Consider the following 17,079-nt stretch of genomic DNA (forward strand, 5'->3'; position numbering starts at 1 on the left):
GAGGCCCTCGCGTCGGTCTCCCTCGCCGGGGTACCGCGCCGGTGGCCGCTAGCATCGACGAATGAGCAAGCACGGTGGCGGTTCCGGGGCAGAGCCCTGGCGGCTCGCGCGGCACCGTGAGTCGGCCTGGCGGGTTGGTGTCCTCGTCGCAGCGCTTGCGCTCGCCTGGCTCCGCATCCCGGCTGGGGGTCACGGGGTGCTCTGGGCTGAGGACGGAGACACGTTCCTGCGCGAGCAGGTCGAGCTCGGCAGCTTCGCGACGCTCTTCCATCCCTATGCGGGGTACCAGCATTTCCTGCCGAGGGTGATCACGGCGCTCTCCGCCGAGCTGTTCCCGCTCGATAACTTCGGGGTGGCCGTCTCTCTCCTGAGTCTCACCGCGACAGCCCTCGTCTGCGCGGGAACGTTCCGCCTGTCGAGGGGCATCGTCACGTGGCTGCCCGCGCGGATCGCGGTCTCGCTCGTTCCCGTGCTCGTGCCGCTCATCAGCCGCGAGCTGCTGGGCGACCTCGCGAACCTGCACACCTACTGCCTGTGGCTCGTGGTCTGGATCTTCCTCGCGCGAAGCGACGTGTCCCGGACGGAGAAGCTCCTCTGGGCCGGTGTCGTCCTGGCCTGCTTCCTGACCGAGGTGCAGGCGATCGTGGCTCTCCCCATCCTGGTCGTCCGTCTGCTTCGGGATCGGAGCCGCTGGGTCTGGTCGCTGCTGGTCGCTGCGCTCCTCGGTGCTCTGCCCCAGCTCGTCACCTGGATGCTCGTGCCCCGGCCCCAGTTCAACGCGCCGCACGGTGCGATCTCCGTCGCTGACATCCTCGTCGGCTGGGGGGCCACCGCCCTGCTGCCGGTCTGGAGCGGTGATACCGAGCTGAATGCCGAGATCCTGGCCAGCCACGGAACTGGGATCCTGCTGCTGGCTCTCGTCCCCTTCGCGCTCGCGGTCGGCATCGTGGCGGCGCTCGGGCGGTGGCGGGAGCGGGGAGCTCTTGGCGCGCTGCTGTTCGTCTCGGCGGCCGCGTTCGCGGGCACGCTCCTGGTCAACCCGTTGACGATCTTCCAGTTCGCGCGTCTCGACGGCGACGACTGGCTGGCCGCGCAGATCGACATCCGCTACGGGGCGGCCGCCGCGATCTTCGCACTCGCGAGCTTCCCGTTCGCCGCCTCGTCGATCGTGGAGCGGTGGGGGATTCGTGCGCCGCGCGCCTCACGTGTGGCAGCGTCTGCGCTGCTCCTCGCGGTCGGAATCGCGGTCGTGCTGCAGTGGGCCGCCGTGCCGAACGACCGGCTCGCCGTTGCCCCGTGGTCGGCGCAGTACCGGGAGGCGGTCGCGACGTGTGCCGCCGAGCCAGCTGGCGAGCAGGTGTTCGCGGTTGCTCCCGGAAAGTCCTTCGAGCTGGCCTGCGAGGACCTGCTGCGCTCCGCGGGCGAGTAGGCGCGTCAGAGGCCTTCGAGCTTGTTGCGCTCCACGATGGGCAGCGGGCCGGTCTTGGTGGAGATGGTGCGCCTCGGCAGCGCCGGGAGGTCCTGGATGCGCAGCTTCGAGTAGATAGCCAGGTAGCAGAGCAGCAGCCAGTTGCCTTCGACGAGCAGCCTCGACTCCGTCAGCGATTGCACGGTGAGCGCCACCATGAGGAGGAACGCGAGCATGGCGGTCGGCGGGAAGTCCCGCGGGCCGCTCGCGTCGGTCTGCGGCCGATCGACGGCGAGCCACCACGTGCGGATGAGGGTCGAGAGCACGATGCCGACGAAGAAGAACGCGCCGATGAGACCCGTCTGCATCCAGACGTCGAGGTAGGCGTTGTGAGCTTGCAGGAAGTGGACTCCGTCGACGACGAGGAGCCCCTTGAAAGGCTCGACCCACGGTGCCCAGTAGCTGATCCAGCCCATGCCCGTCAGCCAGTGCTCGCTGCCGAGTCGTCCGACCTCCGCCCAGATGTCGCCGCGTCCCGACATATCGCTCGACCGGTTGATGAGGCCGAAGAGCTGCGTGTTGAACTGCAGCACGACCCAGCCGATGATGAGCATGATCGCGAAGACGGCCCCGTACATGCCCCAGCGCTGCGCGTTGCTCAGCGGCCTCGCGATGAAGACGAGTGCGACGGCGAGCAGCACGACCGCGCAGCCGACGAAGACGGTCGCCGACTTGCACAGCAGGATCGCGATGAGGCCGAGGGCGATCCACGTGACGGCGGGCCAGCGCCTCATCTGCTTCGCGTACCACTGCACGGCGACCGCGATGACGCAGAGCAGGGCGGCCATGGCGAGCAGGTTGCGATTGCCGAGGATGCCCTGGATGGCGCTGCCGGCGAAGATGTGGCCCTGGCTCCAGAGGAACGCGGCGGGGACGGTCTCGGCCGTTGCGCCCGGGATGCCGGTCACGCGTTCGAGCTCGCCGGGGATGAGCAGCGCGAGGGGGAGCACCCCGCCGGGGAAGAAGAGGGCGACGAAGACCTCGAAGGCCAGGGAGAGGCCGAGGATCCACCGCATGGCCGCGCTGAAGGCCCGCAGGAACTGCGGCTTCGTCAGGGACACGGCGAGCGCGAGGGCGACGATCGCCGTCACGAGCTGGATGCCGAATCCCAGGAGCGATTCGGGGCGGTAGATCGACCAGATGATGGAGAGCGCGCACCAGGCGGCGAACGCGATGAGCGCCGAGGGGAGGTGCATGATCTTCGGCAGGGGCTTCTTGCTGGCAAGCAGCCAGATGGAGCCGCCGACGATGATCGCGGCGACCGCGCCGAAGCCGTACCAGGTGATCAGGTTCCGCCAGAAGTCGCCCGCGAAGGCGGTGAAGAACGTGAAGGTCGCGAATGCGGTGAGCCCGGGACTGCCTGGGACCTGCGCGAGGAATCGGCGCCAGGGGGCGCGCTCGGTCGCGGCAGATTCTGCGGGGGTTCGGGTGGAGCTCACCGGCCTATTCTCGCTCACTTGCGGACGCCCGCGGTCCTCTGCCCCGCATGCGGCCCCGGACGCGTGCAGGAGGAGTGCTCACACGAAGGCTGCGTGGCCGGTGATCGACCTGCCCACGATGAGGGTGTTCATCTCCCTGGTCCCCTCATACGAGTAGATTGCCTCGGCGTCGGCGAAGAACCGGCCGACTCCGTAGTCGGCGACGATGCCGTTGCCGCCGCACACCTCGCGGGCCAGAGCGACGACCTTGCGCATGTTGCCCGTCGCGACGGCCTTCGCGAGTGCGGAGTGCTCGTCCTTCTGCGCGTCGGCATCGCCGAGCTGCGAGATGCGCACGCAGAGCGTGATGCTGGACGTGATGAGGCCGAGCGCGTCGACGAGTCGCTCCTGGATGAGCTGCCTTGCGGCGATGGGAGCGCCGAACTGGATTCGCTCCTTCGCGTACGCGAGCGCGGCCTCGTAGGCGCCGACCGCGATGCCGGTCGCGAGCCAGGCGACCTCGGCCCGCGTCTGGCGCAGCACGGTGGCGGTGTCCTTGAACGAGTTGGCGTGCTCCAGCTTCGCGTCGGCGGGGACGCGGACGCCATCGAGTGTGATGTCGGCGTTCTGCACGATGCGCAGCGACACCTTGCGCTCGATCTTGGTGGCCGTGAACCCAGGAAGCGAGGTGTCGACGACGAAGCCCTTGACCTGGCCGTCTGCGACGTCCTTGGCCCAGATGACGACGATGTCGGCGAACGTCGCGTTGCCGATCCATCGCTTCGCGCCGTTCAGCACCCACTCATCGCCGACTCGCTCTGCCGTCGTGGTGAGGCCTCTGGCCGAGTCGCTGCCGGAGCCCGGCTCGGTCAGACCGAAGGCTCCGATGAGCTCGCCCGAGGCGAGTGCCGGAAGCCATCGCTCACGCTGGGCGTCGGAGCCGCACAGGCCGATGGCCCCGAGAGCGAGGCCGTTCTGAACGCCCACGTAGGTGGCGACGCTGGCGTCGACCCTGGCGAGCTCGAGGGCCGTCCACCCGCGGAAGACGGCGGAGTTCGGGAACGGGCGCGTCTCCTCGAAGGCGAGGCCGATCACGCCTGCATCGGCGAGTCCCCTGACGATCTCGGTCGGGAACGTCGCGGCCTCCCAGTGCTCGTCGATGACGGGTCGCACGTCGCGCTCGAGGTAGTCGCGCAGCTTGGCGATGAGTCCCTTCTCCTCGGCCGAGAGCTCGGCCTCGAGCCCCGTGAAGTCGCCTGGCAGAAGTTGCAGTTCGTTGTCGTCCATGACCGTCCTGTTCCGAGTCGCGCGGGTGGAAGGCGCTCCGCGATCGTCGGACCGGCGGCACCGGCTGCGGCAGCGAAGCGAGCGCTCCGCGAGCCTACGAAGCGTCGCCATGCTCGCGCCAGCGTCTTGGCGGAATCCGTTAAGACGGTCGCGGTTCGGGGCCGGGGTCTTGTATCTGCCCTGCAGTTCGCCGCACCGCTCCCACAGAGGCGGTGAGATTCGGTAGCCTTCGCGTGATGTTTCTGCCACTGAAGAATGCCCCCCGTGACTACGCCTGGGGTGCGCCAGGATCGATCTCGCAGCTGCTCGGCACGACCGGCGCCTGCACCCTCGACGACGCCGATTGGGAGGGAGTGCCCCAGGCCGAGCTGTGGCTGGGCGCGCATCCCGGTGCCCCGAGTCGCATCGTCGACCCCGAGCTCGCGGGCGGCGCCGCCACCCTCGATGCCTGGATCGAGCAGGCTCCAGTGGCCGCGCTCGGCCGCTACGCCATGGGCTTGCGCGAGGGTGACGGCCCACGGCTGCCGTACCTCCTGAAGGTGCTCTCCGCCGCGGCCCCGCTCTCGCTGCAGGTGCATCCGACGCTCACTGACGCGCGTCTCGGGTTCGAACGAGAGAACCAGGCCGGCATTCCCCTCAGTGCGCCGGAGCGCAACTACAAGGATCCGCTGCACAAGCCCGAGATGCTCCTCGCACTCAGCGAGACGATGGATGCGCTTGCCGGGTTCCGTGACTTCGCCGAGGTCGCCGCGGTCGTCGGCGACTTCGCGCGTCGAGCGGAATCGGCCGCTGAGCAGTCGACGGCAGGACGCGCCGCGCTCGCGGACTTCGAGGCTCGGGCCGCGTCGCTGTCCACGGGGGAGGAGCTGCGGTCCCTCGTGACCTGGCTCCTCGAAGGTGGTGACATCGTCGGTGATCTCGTGGCTGCGGTGTCCGGAGTCGCGCTCGCGGGTGACGAGTCCGGGGACCAGTCCGAGCGCTTCGCTCGGGAGCGGGGCATCATCGCGACGCTGGCTCGCATGTATCCGGGTGACCCCGGCATCGCGCTTGCGCTGCTGCTCAACCACATCACGATCAGGAGGGGAGAGGCGATCTTCCTTCCCGCGGGCAACATGCACGCCTATGTCAGGGGCCTCGGAATCGAGATCATGGCCGCGTCGGACAACGTGCTGCGTGGCGGCCTCACGCCGAAGCACATCGATATCCCCGAGCTGCTCGCGAGGCTCGACTTCGCCCCGGTTCCGCCGCCGTATATCGCCGCGACGCGCATCCAGGAGGGTGTCGAGGAGTACCGGCCCGAGATTCCCGACTTCCGCCTTGTGCGGGTCGTTCCTGGCCCGGACGAAGCGGTGAAGACCATTCACCTCGACGGTCCGACGATGCTCCTCTGCCTCGAGGGCGAGGCCCGTCTCGAGGGGGCGAAGTCGACGGCCACCATCAGTGCGGGCGAGTCCGTGTTCGTGACGCCCGATGAGCTGCCGGTGCGCGTCGTCGGCTCCGTCGACCTCTTCGCGGCCGGGCCGGGACTCGACCGGCGCGACACGGTGCCGATGCGACACGCCGACTAGCTGAGAATCTTCGTCGCGAGGGTCTGTCAGCCCACGCGACCGGCGAGCCCCCACCTCGCGGGGGATCCTCGGCGACACGCCGTCGCGAATCGCGCGCGGCTTCTCCGAAAAGTCTCAAGACCGGGCTTAGTGTTGAGGGCTTTCGACTTGACGCGGGGTGAATTACAACGATGTAATGATTCCGACGCGCGGGCAGGTGCCCGCAAGTAACGTGGGGAGAACGTGATATGGCAATTCCAGGGAGGAACCCCTCGGTTCCGGAGGACTGGTATGTCGACCCGGTCAACCTCGGCGTCCCAGGAGTTCGAAGGAATGTCGGCGACGACAACCCGCTCGCGTGGCAGGCCGACGCGCTGTGCGCGCAGGTCGACCCAGAGGCCTTCTTCCCGGAGAAGGGCGGATCGACGCGTGACGCGAAGCGGATCTGCGACTCCTGCGAGGTCCGGAGCGACTGCCTCGAGTACGCGCTGTCCAACGACGAGCGCTTCGGCATCTGGGGTGGGCTGAGTGAGCGCGAGCGACGCAAGCTGCGCAAGCTCGCATAATCGCTGAGCGCTCGGTCCCCGCAACCGAACACGCCAAGCTGGTGGGGCCCCGTGACGACTTCGGTCGGACGGGGCCCTTCGTGTGTCCCTCGGCGATACCGGGGTGCGCGTGTTCGCGGCTTGCCGCTCGCAATGCGGCATCGCTCGGGGGAGCCGAATACCATTCGTTCAATGCGTCCCGGAGTCACCGCAATCCTTGTCGCGCGAGATGCGTCGCGCTCGCTCGAGCGCACCATCGCCGCGCTCGAGGGATCGTCGCGCATCCCGGATCGCGTCGTTATGGTGAATCTCGCGTCGACGGACTCGACGCTCGAGGTCATGCGCGCTGCCGAACCCGACATCCTGCTGACGTTGGAGACCGAGACGACGTTCGGTGCTGCCGTCGCCGAGGCGGTTGCCGTCCTCGAGGAGCAGGAGCTGCAGTCGGAGGGCGACTGGCTCTGGCTGCTCAGCGCTGACAACGCCCCCGAGCACGATGCCCTCGAGCAGCTCCTCGCCACCGCCGAGCGGAACCCCTCGCTCGAGGTGACCGGGCCAAAGCTCGTCCGCAGCGACGACGCTGCGACGCTCGTCGAGTTCGGCCAGTCGATGCTGCAGAACGGCGAGAGCCTGCGCCTTCGCGAAGACGAGCTGGACCAGGGGCAGTTCGATCAAGACTCGGACGTCCTCGGCGTCGCGGCCGGTGGCATGCTGGTTCGTCGCGAGCCCTGGCTTGCGCTCGAGGGCTTCGACCCCGGCCTTCCCGCCGTCGATGACGCGCTCGACTTCTGCACGCGGGTGTGGCTTGCCGGCGGCCGCGTGCTGCTGACCCCCTCCGCTCGAGTCGCCTGCGATCCCGAAGCGCCAGGGACAGCCGCGATGAACCCCGGGATGAGCGCCTCAGCGGTGGAAGCGGCAAGGGACACCGCCAGGGTGCACCGCAGCCTGACGAAGACCCCGGCGGCGGCATTCGGCGCCCTGCGGCTGCTGCTCATCCCGATCGCTCTGCTCAAGGGCATCTGGCACCTCGTGCGCAAGCGCCCGCGCCGTATCCTCGCCGAGCTCCGCTCAGCGTCGCGGGTGACGTTCGGCAAGACCGGGGCCGCCCGCTCGAGGGCCCAGTTCGCGAAGACGCGAACCGAGCCATGGACCGTCATCGAGCCGTTGCTCGTGAGCGCCGAGGAGAACCAGAAGACGCTCGGTCTGCAGCGCGAGGAACTGCGTGCCCTCACGCACGAGGAGCGCGAGAGGTACTCGCTCGTCGGCTCCGGAGGACTCTGGGTCCTGCTCGTCTCGACCGTCCTGGGACTCGGCCTCGGTCTGTCCCTCATCGGCCAGTCGACGCTCTCAGGCGGTGGCCTCCTGCCGCTGGCGGATTCCGTCGGCACGCTCTGGGGGCGTACGGGGTACGGGGTCCGAGATGTGGGGGACGGCGCCTTCGGCGTCGCCGACCCCTTCACCTACGTGCTCGCGGTGCTCGGCACCCTCACCTTCTGGCACCCGAGCCTCAGCATCGTGCTGCTGTGGCTGTTCGCACTCCCGCTCGCGGCGATGGGGGCATGGCTCCTCGTGGCGCGCCTCACCAACCGGGCCGGGCTGCGGGCGTTCGCCGCCTTCGCGTGGATGCTCGCGCCACCGCTCGTCGTCGCGCTCGCGGAAGGGCGCATCGCCGCCGTCATCGCGCACCTCGTGCTCCCCTGGCTCATCTTCTCCGCGCTGAGCGCGTCGAGGAACTGGTCGCGCGCTGCTGCGACGGGGCTGCTCGCGGCGATCGCGATCGCATCCGCCCCGATCCTGGCTCTCCCTATCGCTATCGTGTGGCTCGTGTGGCTCGTCATCGGCGGGCGGGGCTTCGTCCAGCGCCTGCTGACCGCGGTCCCGACTCTGGTGCTGTTCGCGCCACTCGCCGTCGCGCAGTGGAACCGGGGGCGCCCGCTCGCGCTGTTCGCGGACCCCGGCGTCCCGCTCGCGAGCACCGCTCCTGATGCGTGGCAGATGCTCCTCGGCTTCCCCGGGTCCTTGCTCGCTGACCCCAGCTGGGCTGGCGGGCTGCTCGAGGGTTCCCCTGCTGTCCCCATCGTCGCTGCGGCCCTGGTGGCTCCGCTCTTCCTCCTGGCGCTGCTCGCCCCTGGCAGCCGAAACTGGCGTGCGTCGCTCTTCGGCCTGCAGCTGCTGCTCCTCGGCTTCGTGACCGCGGCGGCGGCGAGCCGATTCGGCTTCTCGCACGTCGGAGTCGAGAGCATCTCGCTGTGGCCCGGCAGCGCGCAGTCGCTCATGTGGCTCGGCGCCCTGATCTCGGCCGCGGCGACGCTCGGCGCGCTCCGCCCCCGCCTCTCGCACGTCTTCGCCGGTCTCGCGCTGGTCGGCATCGTGCTCCTGGCTGCTCTTCCCGCGACGGCACTGCTGCGCGGCGATGCGCTGGTCGGTGCTGGCGACGGCCGATCGCTGCCGGCCATCGTCGATGCGCAGGGTCGTGCCTCTGACGAGGTCGGCACCCTCGTGATCGCGCCGCTCGCGAGCGGCGCCGTCGAGGTGCGGCTCGAGCGTGGCACCGGCGACAGCCTGGACTCGCAGTCGACGCTGCGCACCACGAGCGTCGGTTTCTCCGCAGGCGACCAGCGTCTGGCCGAGCTGGCCGTGAACTTCGCCTCGGATTCCTCATACCGCCCGACGGAGGAGCTGCACGCGCTCGGCATCAGCTACCTGCTTGTCCCGGAGGGCGGGAGCGACGCCGCGACCATGGAGGGGCGCCTGGTCTCCTCCCTTGACGCGAACTTCGGTCTGCGCCCGGCCGGCGCAACGGAGTTCGGCACCCTGTGGCAGGTCGTCGGTCCGACCCTCGAGCCGACCGACCCGAGTGTCTCCGGTCCTCTCGATACCGCGAACACCGGAACCACGCTCGGCCGGTCGATGCTCATCGTGCAGGGTGTGCTCCTCGCCCTGACGCTCCTCGCGGCCCTTCCGACCGGTGGACTGAGCGCGCGCGCCGCCGACGTTCGGCGCCGGGAGAAGACCAGCGGGCGCCCGTGGTATGACCTCGACGGCGGGACGGACGGCAGCGACGAGCGGATGCTGCGGCGCGACGTCACCGCGCTGACGGTCGACGACTTCGAAGACGACGATGATGTGCTCGGCACAGGTGCACGGGGAGGCGACCATGACGCTCGATGAGTCGAAGGTGATCGCCGAGGCGCGTGCCGCGGACGACGCGGCGCGCAAGGCGCCCGGAAAGCGGCACGGACGGCGGCCGGTGTGGCGTGTCCTGAGCGTCGGCGCCGCTCTCGTCGCGGTCGGTGGCGTCGTCGCCGCCGTGCAGCTGGCGCCCGAGGGCGTCGTCGTCGCCTCCGCGAACTCGGTCCTCGTGAGTCCTGTCGCGAGCGCACAGGATCGGGTGTGCCCCGGTCCCCTCACGCTGCTCGGGCTCGCCACCGACGACCCGACGCTCCCGGCGACGCTGGGCACCACGAGCATCCGGCTCGCGGGCGACGAGGACGGGCTCGAGGTCGAGCCGGTCGTCGCCTCCACCCCTGCGGCCGACGAGCAGCAGGCGCTCGCGCCCGTGCGCTTCACGGTGCCGGGACTGACCGAGGACGGGTCGCCGACGGCGTTCGCTGCGGCTCAGACGCTTGAACTTGCGCAGCCCTCGGCCGGGGGCTTCGCGGCGACAGCCTGCCGGATGCCGTCCGCGGAGCAGTGGCTGGTGGGTGGCAGCACAGCCGAGGGCAGCAGCACGCAGCTCGTCATGGTGAACTCCGCAGACCAGGCCGCTGACGTTCGCGTCACGGTCTCGACGGCAGACGGCGTCGTGCAGGCTCCGACGATCCGCGAGATCGTCGTGCCCGCGAGCAGCCGGGAGGTCGTGAGCCTCGAGGGAGTCGCGCCCGATCGGGGCGATCTGGTCGTGCACGTGGAAGCCGTCTCCGGAAGCATCATCTCGACGCTGCACCAGACCCGCACCTCAGGCGCGACGCCGAGTGGCATCGAGATCATCGGGGCGCAGGATGCGCCGAGCACCTCGCTCTCGATCGTCGGCGTCCCCTCAACGAGCACCGCGTCGGAAGCCGAGGGCACGCTGGTGCTCGAGCGCGGCGCGACGCTGCGGGTCCTCGCGCCAGGAGACGAGCAGACGGAGCTCACCGTCGACGTGCGTGACGCGGCCGGCGTCGCCCTGGAGCCGATCTCGCTCACCATCGAGGGCGGACGGACCACGGAGATCCCGCTCACGGGCTATCCGATCGGCCAGTACACGCTCGAGATCGAGGCGAGCAACCCCGTCGTCGCCGCCGCGCAGACCACGGCGACCGCCACAGCATCGGACCTGGCCTGGTACCTGCCTGTCCCAGTCCTGAGCGACAGCCAGGTCGTCGCCGTGCCGAACGGCCCGTCTCCCAAGCTGCAGCTCGCCGACGCCGACGGCGTCGAGAAGACCGCCACGCTGGTCGCGGAGGACGGCACGGAGACGGCCGTCACGATTCCGGCGCACGGCACGACCTCCATCGACGTCGAGGCGTCGCGCGAGTACCGGCTCGAGGGGCTCGACCGGGTCTCGGTCCAGCTCGCCTACGCGGGCGACGGCCAGCTCGCCGCGATCCCGAGCTATGCGGGCAACCCGCTCGCCGAGGTCATCACCGTCTACCGCTGAGACGCGCAGGCGGCGGGGGAGCTCACTCGTCGCCGAAGCGCTCCGGCGCGATGTCCCACGGGTCGGAGCCGAGCAGCTCGGCGACGGCCTGCAGCACGCACCGCTCCACGAGCATCCGGTAGTGCACCGGGTCCTCGCAGTGCAATCGCGCCAGGCGATCTATCGCGACCCGGTACAGGATGATGCGGTTCGGCGACTCGACGTGCCAACGGTCCATGCCATCCGCATGCTGCAGTGTCTTCGGCACGTTCGCGATATCGACCTGCACATTCGCGAGTCGCTCAGGGTTGGCTGCGCGCAGGTAGTTCATCGCGTCGGCCACGTGGTTCTCGAACCTGACCACCCGACCGGTGAGCATCGGCAGGTACGGTCCGGCGACACTCGAGCGGATGCCCCTGCCGTGCCTGCCGCGGGCGAGGCCCCGCTCAGGGCGGGCCTGCCTCCTGGCGTTCTCGGACTTCTTCTCCCGGCGGCGACGTGGCATGCCTGCGAGTTTACGCCCGGCGTAGACTTGCGCCGATGTCCAATCGACCATGCTCACGAGTCGCGTGCACCCGCAAGGCGGAGTACACCCTGACGTTCGACTACGAGGACAAGCTCGCCGTCATCGGCCCGCTTGCGATCGCTGCCGAACCCCACAGCTACGACCTGTGTGCGCGCCACGCTGAGCGCTCGACGCCACCGCAGGGCTGGAGCATGATGCGTCCGGTAGTTTTGGGTTCATGACTTCTGTGGCAATCGCACCCGCATCGACTGACGAGCGGGGTTCTCTCTCTGGTGTCGTGAAGAGCTACGACGTTCGGGGGCTCGTCGGCAGCGAGCTCACCGAGTCGCTTGTGACAGCGCTCGGCGCTGGCTTCGTCGACGAATTCGCGCTCTCCGGGCAGACGGTCGTCGTCGGCCACGACATGCGCGACTCCTCTCCGGGCTTCGCGGCGGCCTTCGCTCGCGGCGCGACCGCGAGGGGCGCGAACGTCACGCACATCGGGCTCTGCTCGACCGACGAGGACTACTTCGCTTCGGGCCGATACGATGCGGCCGCCGCGATGTTCACGGCCAGCCACAACCCCGCCGCATACAACGGCATCAAGCTGTCGCTCGCCGGTGCCAAGGCACTGAGCTTCGACACGGGCCTCTCCGCGATCCGCGATCGCGCGGCCGCCTTCCTCGACGAGGGCATCGCCGCTGTCGAGCAGCCGGGCGAGGAGCAGCGCATCGACGTGCTCGCCGACTACGCGGCCTACCTGCGCGAACTGGTCGACCTCTCGGGCATCCGCCAGCTCAAGATCGTCGTGGACGCCGGCAACGGGATGGGTGGCCTCACGGTCCCTGCCGTGCTCGGCGAGGCGGCTGGCCTCGGAGCCCTGCCACTCGAGATCATCCCCATGTACTTCGAGCTCGACGGCACGTTCCCGAACCATGAGGCCAACCCGCTCGACCCCAAGAACCTGGTCGACCTGCAGGCCGCCGTCATCGAGCATGGCGCCGATCTCGGCCTCGCCTTCGACGGCGACGCAGACCGCTGCTTCCTCATCGATGAGCTGGGTGAGCCCGTCTCGCCGAGCGCCGTGACCGCCATCGTCGCGCGCCGCGAGATCGCGCGCGTCCGTGAAGCCGGCGAGACCGAGCCGACCATCCTGCACAACCTCATCGTCTCGCGTCATGTTCCCGAGGCCATCAGGCAGGAAGGCGCGAAGGCCGTCCAGACGAAGGTCGGTCACTCGCTCATCAAGGCGCAGATGGCCGCCACGAATGCGGTCTTCGGCGGAGAGCACTCCGCGCACTACTACTTCCGCGACTTCTGGAGTGCCGACAACGGCATGCTCGCGGCGATGCACGTGCTCGCAGCCGTGGGCGGCTCCGACAAGCAGCTCTCGGAGATCGGCGGGCTCGAGAACCCCTATTTCGCGTCCGGTGAGATCAACTCGACGGTCGCCGACGTGCCGGCAGCGCTCGCGCGTATCGTCGACACCTTCGCGAGCATCGCGGAGTTCGAGGAATTCGACGGCCTCACGGTCCGCGGCTCCGACGAGACCGGCTTCTGGTGGTTCAACGTGCGCGCGTCCAACACAGAGCCGCTCCTGCGCTTGAACGCCGAGGCCAAGGACGAGGCGCGCCTGCAGTCGCTGCGCGACCAGGTGCTCGGCCTCATCCGGGCCGAGTAGCAGACCCGCAGCATCCACCACACCCGTAACAAGGAAGCAGCAGTCATGGCACCAACGTCAGGTATCGAGCTCTCCACCGAACGTCCGTTCGTCGTCGCAGATCTGGCCCTCGCGCCGGCGGGGCGCCACCAGATCCGTCTGGCCGAGATCGAGATGCCTGGGCTCATGGCGCTGCGGGCGCAGTACGCGGGACAGAACCCGCTCGCTGGCGCACGCATCGCCGGATCGCTGCACATGACGGTGCAGACCGCGGTGCTCATCGAGACCCTCACCGACCTCGGCGCCGAGGTGCGCTGGGCCAGCTGCAACATCTTCTCCACGCAGGACGAAGCCGCCGCTGCCGTCGCCGTCGGTCCCAACGGCACGGTCGAGGAGCCGAAGGGCATCCCCGTGTTCGCCTGGAAGGGCGAGACGCTCGAGGAGTACTGGTGGTGCACCTCGCGCATCTTCGACTGGAGCGCCGAGGGTGCCGTCGGCCCCAACCTCATCCTCGATGACGGCGGCGATGCGACGATGCTCGTGCACCTCGGTCGTGAGGCCGAGATGGCCGGAGCCGTCCGTGACGCGAGTGACGCGGACAGCGTCGAGATGCGGGTTGTCCTCGACACCATCCGCGCCTCGCTCGCCGTCGACGATGGCCACTTCACCCGCATCGCGGACGAGGTGCGCGGCGTCACGGAAGAGACGACGACTGGCGTGCACCGCCTGTACGAGCTCGCTGAACGGGGTGAGCTGCAGTTCACGGCCATCAACGTCAACGACTCGGTGACGAAGTCGAAGTTCGACAACACGTACGGCATCCGCCACTCACTCCCCGATGGGCTGAACCGCGCGACCGATGTGCTCATCGGCGGCAAGACCGCCTTCGTGGTCGGCTATGGGGACGTCGGCAAGGGTGCGGCCGAAGCCCTTCGCGGCCAGGGCGCGCGGGTGATCGTCAGCGAGGTCGACCCGATCTGCGCCTGGCAGGCCGCGATGGACGGCTTCCAGGTCGCCAAGGTCGAGGACGTCCTCGACCAGGTGGACATCTGGATCACCTGCACGGGCAACAAGAGCGTGCTGACCCTCGAGCACATGCTCGGCATGAAGCACATGGCGATCGTCGGCAACGTCGGGCACTTCGACAACGAGATCGACATGGCCGGGCTCGAGGGCCTCGCGGGTGCGACTCGCGTCGAGATCAAGGCGCAGGTGCACGAGTGGCGCCTCCCGAACTCGCGTTCGCTGCTGGTGCTCTCCGAGGGGCGTCTGCTGAACCTCGGAAACGCGACCGGTCACCCCTCGTTCGTGATGAGCAGTTCCTTCACGAACCAGGTACTTGCGCAGCTCGAGCTCTGGCAGCGCCTCGACGCCTACCCTCTCGGTGTCCACGTGCTGCCGAAGCACCTGGACGAGCAGGTCGCGCGTCTTCACCTGGACGCCCTCGGCGTGAAGCTCACCGAGCTGACCCCCGAGCAGGCCGACTACATCGGCGTCGCCGTCGACGGCCCGTACAAGGTCGACCACTACCGGTACTGAGCGTCGCCCGCCGAGCGTCGCCGGCACGCGAGAGCCCGCAGCTCGCCAGGGGAGAACCCTGGCGGGCTGCGGCTGTTCGCGCTGCAGTACGCCGTGGGATCCGGATCCGGATCCGGATCCGGCCCGCCTCGGGACCCGAGCCAGGACTCGCGGCTCAGCCTCGGTCCGGGAACGAGTGGGGCATGCCGTTCAGCGTGGGGGCCAGCGCCGTCTCCCGCCGGCCGATCGCGGACAGCGCGGCGAGCTCCCGATCGCGGCGCAGCACGGCGAGACCTCGCAGGTAGGTGTCGGCGTCGACGTCGGGGATCGGGTGCACGTGGGGGAGCGTCTCGCGCGCGATCTCTCCAGCGGCTCGGTCCCGGTGCGCGGGGGTGAGATGCGCAGCCTGGTCGAGGTAGTCCAGGATCCGGCGAGCGGTTCGGTCCGGCAGCCTCCCGGCATCGGCGATCCCGGCCCAGGCGAGGAGCTGCGGGGGCATCGGGCCGAGGTGGCTTCTGAGCTTCGGCGCACGTTCGCGCTGGCAGGTCGTGCCCGCCAAGATGTCGCCGAGTCTCTTGGCCCTGCCGTTGACGAGGCCAGTGATGATGGCGATGCCGCCGAAGGTGCCGTACAGCTCGATGAATCCGAGCAGGGAGCGGATAAGTGCCTGTCGGAAGCCTGACGCGCCCCCGTCGTCGCGCACGATGCGCAGCCCGGTGGCGAGCTTTCCGACCGATCGACCGTGCGAGAGCGTCTCGACGACACACGGAGCGATGACGAGGCAGACGACAAGAAGCGAGAGGGCGATGGCGCTCATGAGTGCCTCATCGATGGCGAACGGGAAGTCGTCGCTCGAGAGGACCGTCATGGTCAGGATGAGGAGGCCGACGTATCCGAGCAGGTAGACCAGCGCATCAAGGGCGGCCGATGCCGCGCGAAGCGCGAACCCCGCTGGCCTCACGTCCAGATGCACGCCTTCGCCGGCGACAAGCTGCTCGTCGCTGACGCTCAGGCGTTCCCGTGGTCTCGTCTGAGTGGCCATGGCAGTATTGAAACAGATGGATCTTGAAGCTCTCACAACCGCCCGTTCGGCGGATTGGCGGCGCCTGGGGGCGCTGGCTCGGCACCGGAACCTGACCGGCGCCGAGATCGACGAGCTCATCACGCGATACCAGGATTCGTCGACGGAGCTCTCGGCGCTGCGAACAAGCTACGGCGAGACCCGCGAGGGAGAGTTCCTGTCCGTGCAGCTGTCGCGGGCGCGGGGCCGGTTCACTGGGGCAGGGCGCAACATCCTGCTGGTCCTCGAAACGTTCTTCACTCTCGCCCTGCCCGCTGCGCTCTACCGCGTCCGGTGGTGGACGCTCGGTGCAGCGGTGTTCACGTTGCTCGTGGCGGTGCTCAGCTACTGGTGGATCACGGCCAACCCGGAGATCCTCGGATTCCTCGGTTCCGAGGCCGCGCTGGAGCAGTACGCGGAAGAGGACTTCGTCGGCTATTACTCGCAGTTCTCGGAATCCAGCTTCGCTGCGAGGGTCTTCACGAACAATGCGTGGATCGCCGCGCAGTGCATTGCATTCGGCATCACCGGCCTGTGGGTGCCGGTCGTTCTCGTGCAGAATGCGCTCGGTCTCGGACAGAGCGCGGCGGTGCTCGGCGCGCACGGGCACCTTGACGTGTTCTTCCTCTGGATCGCGCCTCACGGACTGCTCGAACTCACGATGGTGTTCGTCGCGGCGGGAGCTGGGCTTCGCATCTTCTGGGCATGGGTCGCCCCCGGCGCGAAGACGCGCATGCAGTCGCTGGCCGACGATGGCCGTGCGCTCATCGTGGTCGCGATCGGCACGACGATCTTCCTGTTCATCTCCGGCCTGGTCGAGGGGTTCGTGACGAGGCAGGATTGGCCGTGGCCGGTGAAGATCGGGATCGGTGCGGCAGCCCTCGCGCTCTACCTCGTCTACGCGCTGTGGCTCGGCGGTCGCGCGGTCCGGGCCGGCGAGACCGGCGCACTCGAGAAGTTCGACGGCGGAGCGCGGCGGGTCTACGCAGGCTGACGCCAGTGCCGGTGATGCTTCTGGCGGCGTGCCGATTGACTCGACACGCCCGGGATGTGCCCCGAGTTGTGTGCCGCGGGGTCACTGCGTAATGTAATCACTCGTCAGGCCAACGGAGCGAAACGCGAGAGCGGGTCGCACGGGCCGGACAGTCCGAAAGAAAGATCAGCATCTGCCACTTGTTCTTGCAAGTTGGAGCAACATGATCTACACTCGGAACTCCTGCCTCACCGGGTAGCAAGATCGTCGGCCTCTGGTTCTTCCAGTTGGTTGTGCGGAGGATGAGCTTCATGCTCACGGTCCGTGTTTCTTGTCCGGGGTTTGCAGTGCAAGCGATTGCTCCTTAGAGATGGCCGTGAGGCTTGAAGAGGGAAGCGCTCGATTCTTGAGAACTCAACAGCGTGCACTATGTCAAATGCCAATTTGATCCCGTGCCTCTTCCTTTGGAGGGGGTAA

General features: G+C 68.8%; 13 protein-coding genes. 9 read left to right on the forward strand and 4 right to left on the reverse strand.

Annotation, left to right across the window (positions count from 1 at the left end; genetic code table 11):
- The first annotated feature begins 61 nt into the window (after positions 1 to 61).
- Positions 62 to 1,429, forward strand: coding sequence for a hypothetical protein (locus ITJ67_RS07305; protein WP_194677181.1), 1,368 nt, complete (start codon positions 62 to 64; stop codon positions 1,427 to 1,429).
- Between the two features lie 5 nt (positions 1,430 to 1,434).
- On the opposite strand, the gene ITJ67_RS20235 is transcribed toward ITJ67_RS07305, so the two are convergent.
- Both ITJ67_RS20235 and ITJ67_RS07315 read right to left on the reverse strand, forming a co-directional pair.
- Positions 1,435 to 2,907: an O-antigen ligase family protein gene (locus ITJ67_RS20235; RefSeq protein WP_194677182.1), complete on the reverse strand. Its 1,473-nt coding sequence runs from the start codon at positions 2,905 to 2,907 to the stop codon at positions 1,435 to 1,437.
- Between the two features lie 78 nt (positions 2,908 to 2,985).
- Positions 2,986 to 4,173, reverse strand: coding sequence for an acyl-CoA dehydrogenase family protein (locus ITJ67_RS07315; protein WP_160072611.1), 1,188 nt, complete (start codon positions 4,171 to 4,173; stop codon positions 2,986 to 2,988).
- Between the two features lie 236 nt (positions 4,174 to 4,409).
- On the opposite strand from ITJ67_RS07315, the gene manA reads away from it, so the two are divergent.
- The 4 genes from manA to ITJ67_RS07335 all read left to right on the forward strand — a co-directional run bounded on the left by manA (position 4,410) and on the right by ITJ67_RS07335 (position 10,907).
- The gene (gene manA / locus ITJ67_RS07320; protein ID WP_194677183.1) at positions 4,410 to 5,741 is read left to right on the forward strand and encodes a mannose-6-phosphate isomerase, class I; all 1,332 of its coding nucleotides are present in this window, start codon (positions 4,410 to 4,412) and stop codon (positions 5,739 to 5,741) included.
- A gap of 227 nt (positions 5,742 to 5,968) precedes the next feature.
- Positions 5,969 to 6,286, forward strand: coding sequence for a WhiB family transcriptional regulator (locus ITJ67_RS07325; RefSeq protein ID WP_104242955.1), 318 nt, complete (start codon positions 5,969 to 5,971; stop codon positions 6,284 to 6,286).
- Between the two features lie 171 nt (positions 6,287 to 6,457).
- Positions 6,458 to 9,436 (forward strand): glycosyltransferase, encoded by a 2,979-nt coding sequence (locus ITJ67_RS07330; protein WP_194677184.1) that lies wholly within the window; start codon positions 6,458 to 6,460, stop codon positions 9,434 to 9,436.
- On the forward strand, positions 9,423 to 10,907 hold the full coding sequence (locus tag ITJ67_RS07335) for a DUF5719 family protein (RefSeq protein ID WP_160072605.1): 1,485 nt from the start codon (positions 9,423 to 9,425) through the stop codon (positions 10,905 to 10,907). The genes ITJ67_RS07330 and ITJ67_RS07335 overlap by 14 nt, the downstream gene beginning before the upstream one ends.
- A gap of 22 nt (positions 10,908 to 10,929) precedes the next feature.
- Here the strand turns inward: ITJ67_RS07335 and ITJ67_RS07340 are convergent, their stop codons facing one another.
- On the reverse strand, positions 10,930 to 11,391 hold the full coding sequence (locus tag ITJ67_RS07340) for a hypothetical protein (RefSeq protein ID WP_181057986.1): 462 nt from the start codon (positions 11,389 to 11,391) through the stop codon (positions 10,930 to 10,932).
- Positions 11,392 to 11,426: 35 nt separating this feature from the next.
- Here ITJ67_RS07340 and ITJ67_RS07345 point away from each other — a divergent pair, with 35 nt between their 5' ends.
- From ITJ67_RS07345 to ahcY, 3 genes are read left to right on the forward strand one after another with little or no spacing between them, the layout of a single operon-like run.
- Positions 11,427 to 11,633, forward strand: a complete 207-nt coding sequence (locus ITJ67_RS07345) for a DUF3499 family protein (protein WP_082774968.1) — start codon at positions 11,427 to 11,429, stop codon at positions 11,631 to 11,633.
- Positions 11,630 to 13,072, forward strand: a complete 1,443-nt coding sequence (locus ITJ67_RS07350; protein WP_160072603.1) for a phosphomannomutase/phosphoglucomutase — start codon at positions 11,630 to 11,632, stop codon at positions 13,070 to 13,072. Before ITJ67_RS07345 ends, ITJ67_RS07350 begins: the two co-directional genes overlap by 4 nt.
- 45 nt (positions 13,073 to 13,117) lie before the next feature.
- On the forward strand, positions 13,118 to 14,590 hold the full coding sequence (ahcY, locus tag ITJ67_RS07355) for an adenosylhomocysteinase (RefSeq protein ID WP_194677185.1): 1,473 nt from the start codon (positions 13,118 to 13,120) through the stop codon (positions 14,588 to 14,590).
- A 154-nt stretch (positions 14,591 to 14,744) separates the two neighbouring features.
- Here ahcY and ITJ67_RS07360 read toward each other — a convergent pair whose 3' ends face one another.
- Positions 14,745 to 15,611 (reverse strand): RDD family protein, encoded by an 867-nt coding sequence (locus tag ITJ67_RS07360; RefSeq protein ID WP_160072599.1) that lies wholly within the window; start codon positions 15,609 to 15,611, stop codon positions 14,745 to 14,747.
- 16 nt (positions 15,612 to 15,627) lie between these two features.
- Between ITJ67_RS07360 and ITJ67_RS07365 the strand changes: the two genes are divergently transcribed.
- Entirely contained in the window at positions 15,628 to 16,623 is a 996-nt protein-coding gene (locus ITJ67_RS07365) for a stage II sporulation protein M (RefSeq protein ID WP_194677186.1), read from the forward strand.
- The last annotated feature ends 456 nt before the right edge of the window (positions 16,624 to 17,079 follow it).

Origin of the sequence: Pseudoclavibacter sp. VKM Ac-2867 (assembly GCF_015351275.1) — a bacterium.
Taxonomy (GTDB): Bacteria; Actinomycetota; Actinomycetes; order Actinomycetales; family Microbacteriaceae; genus Pseudoclavibacter.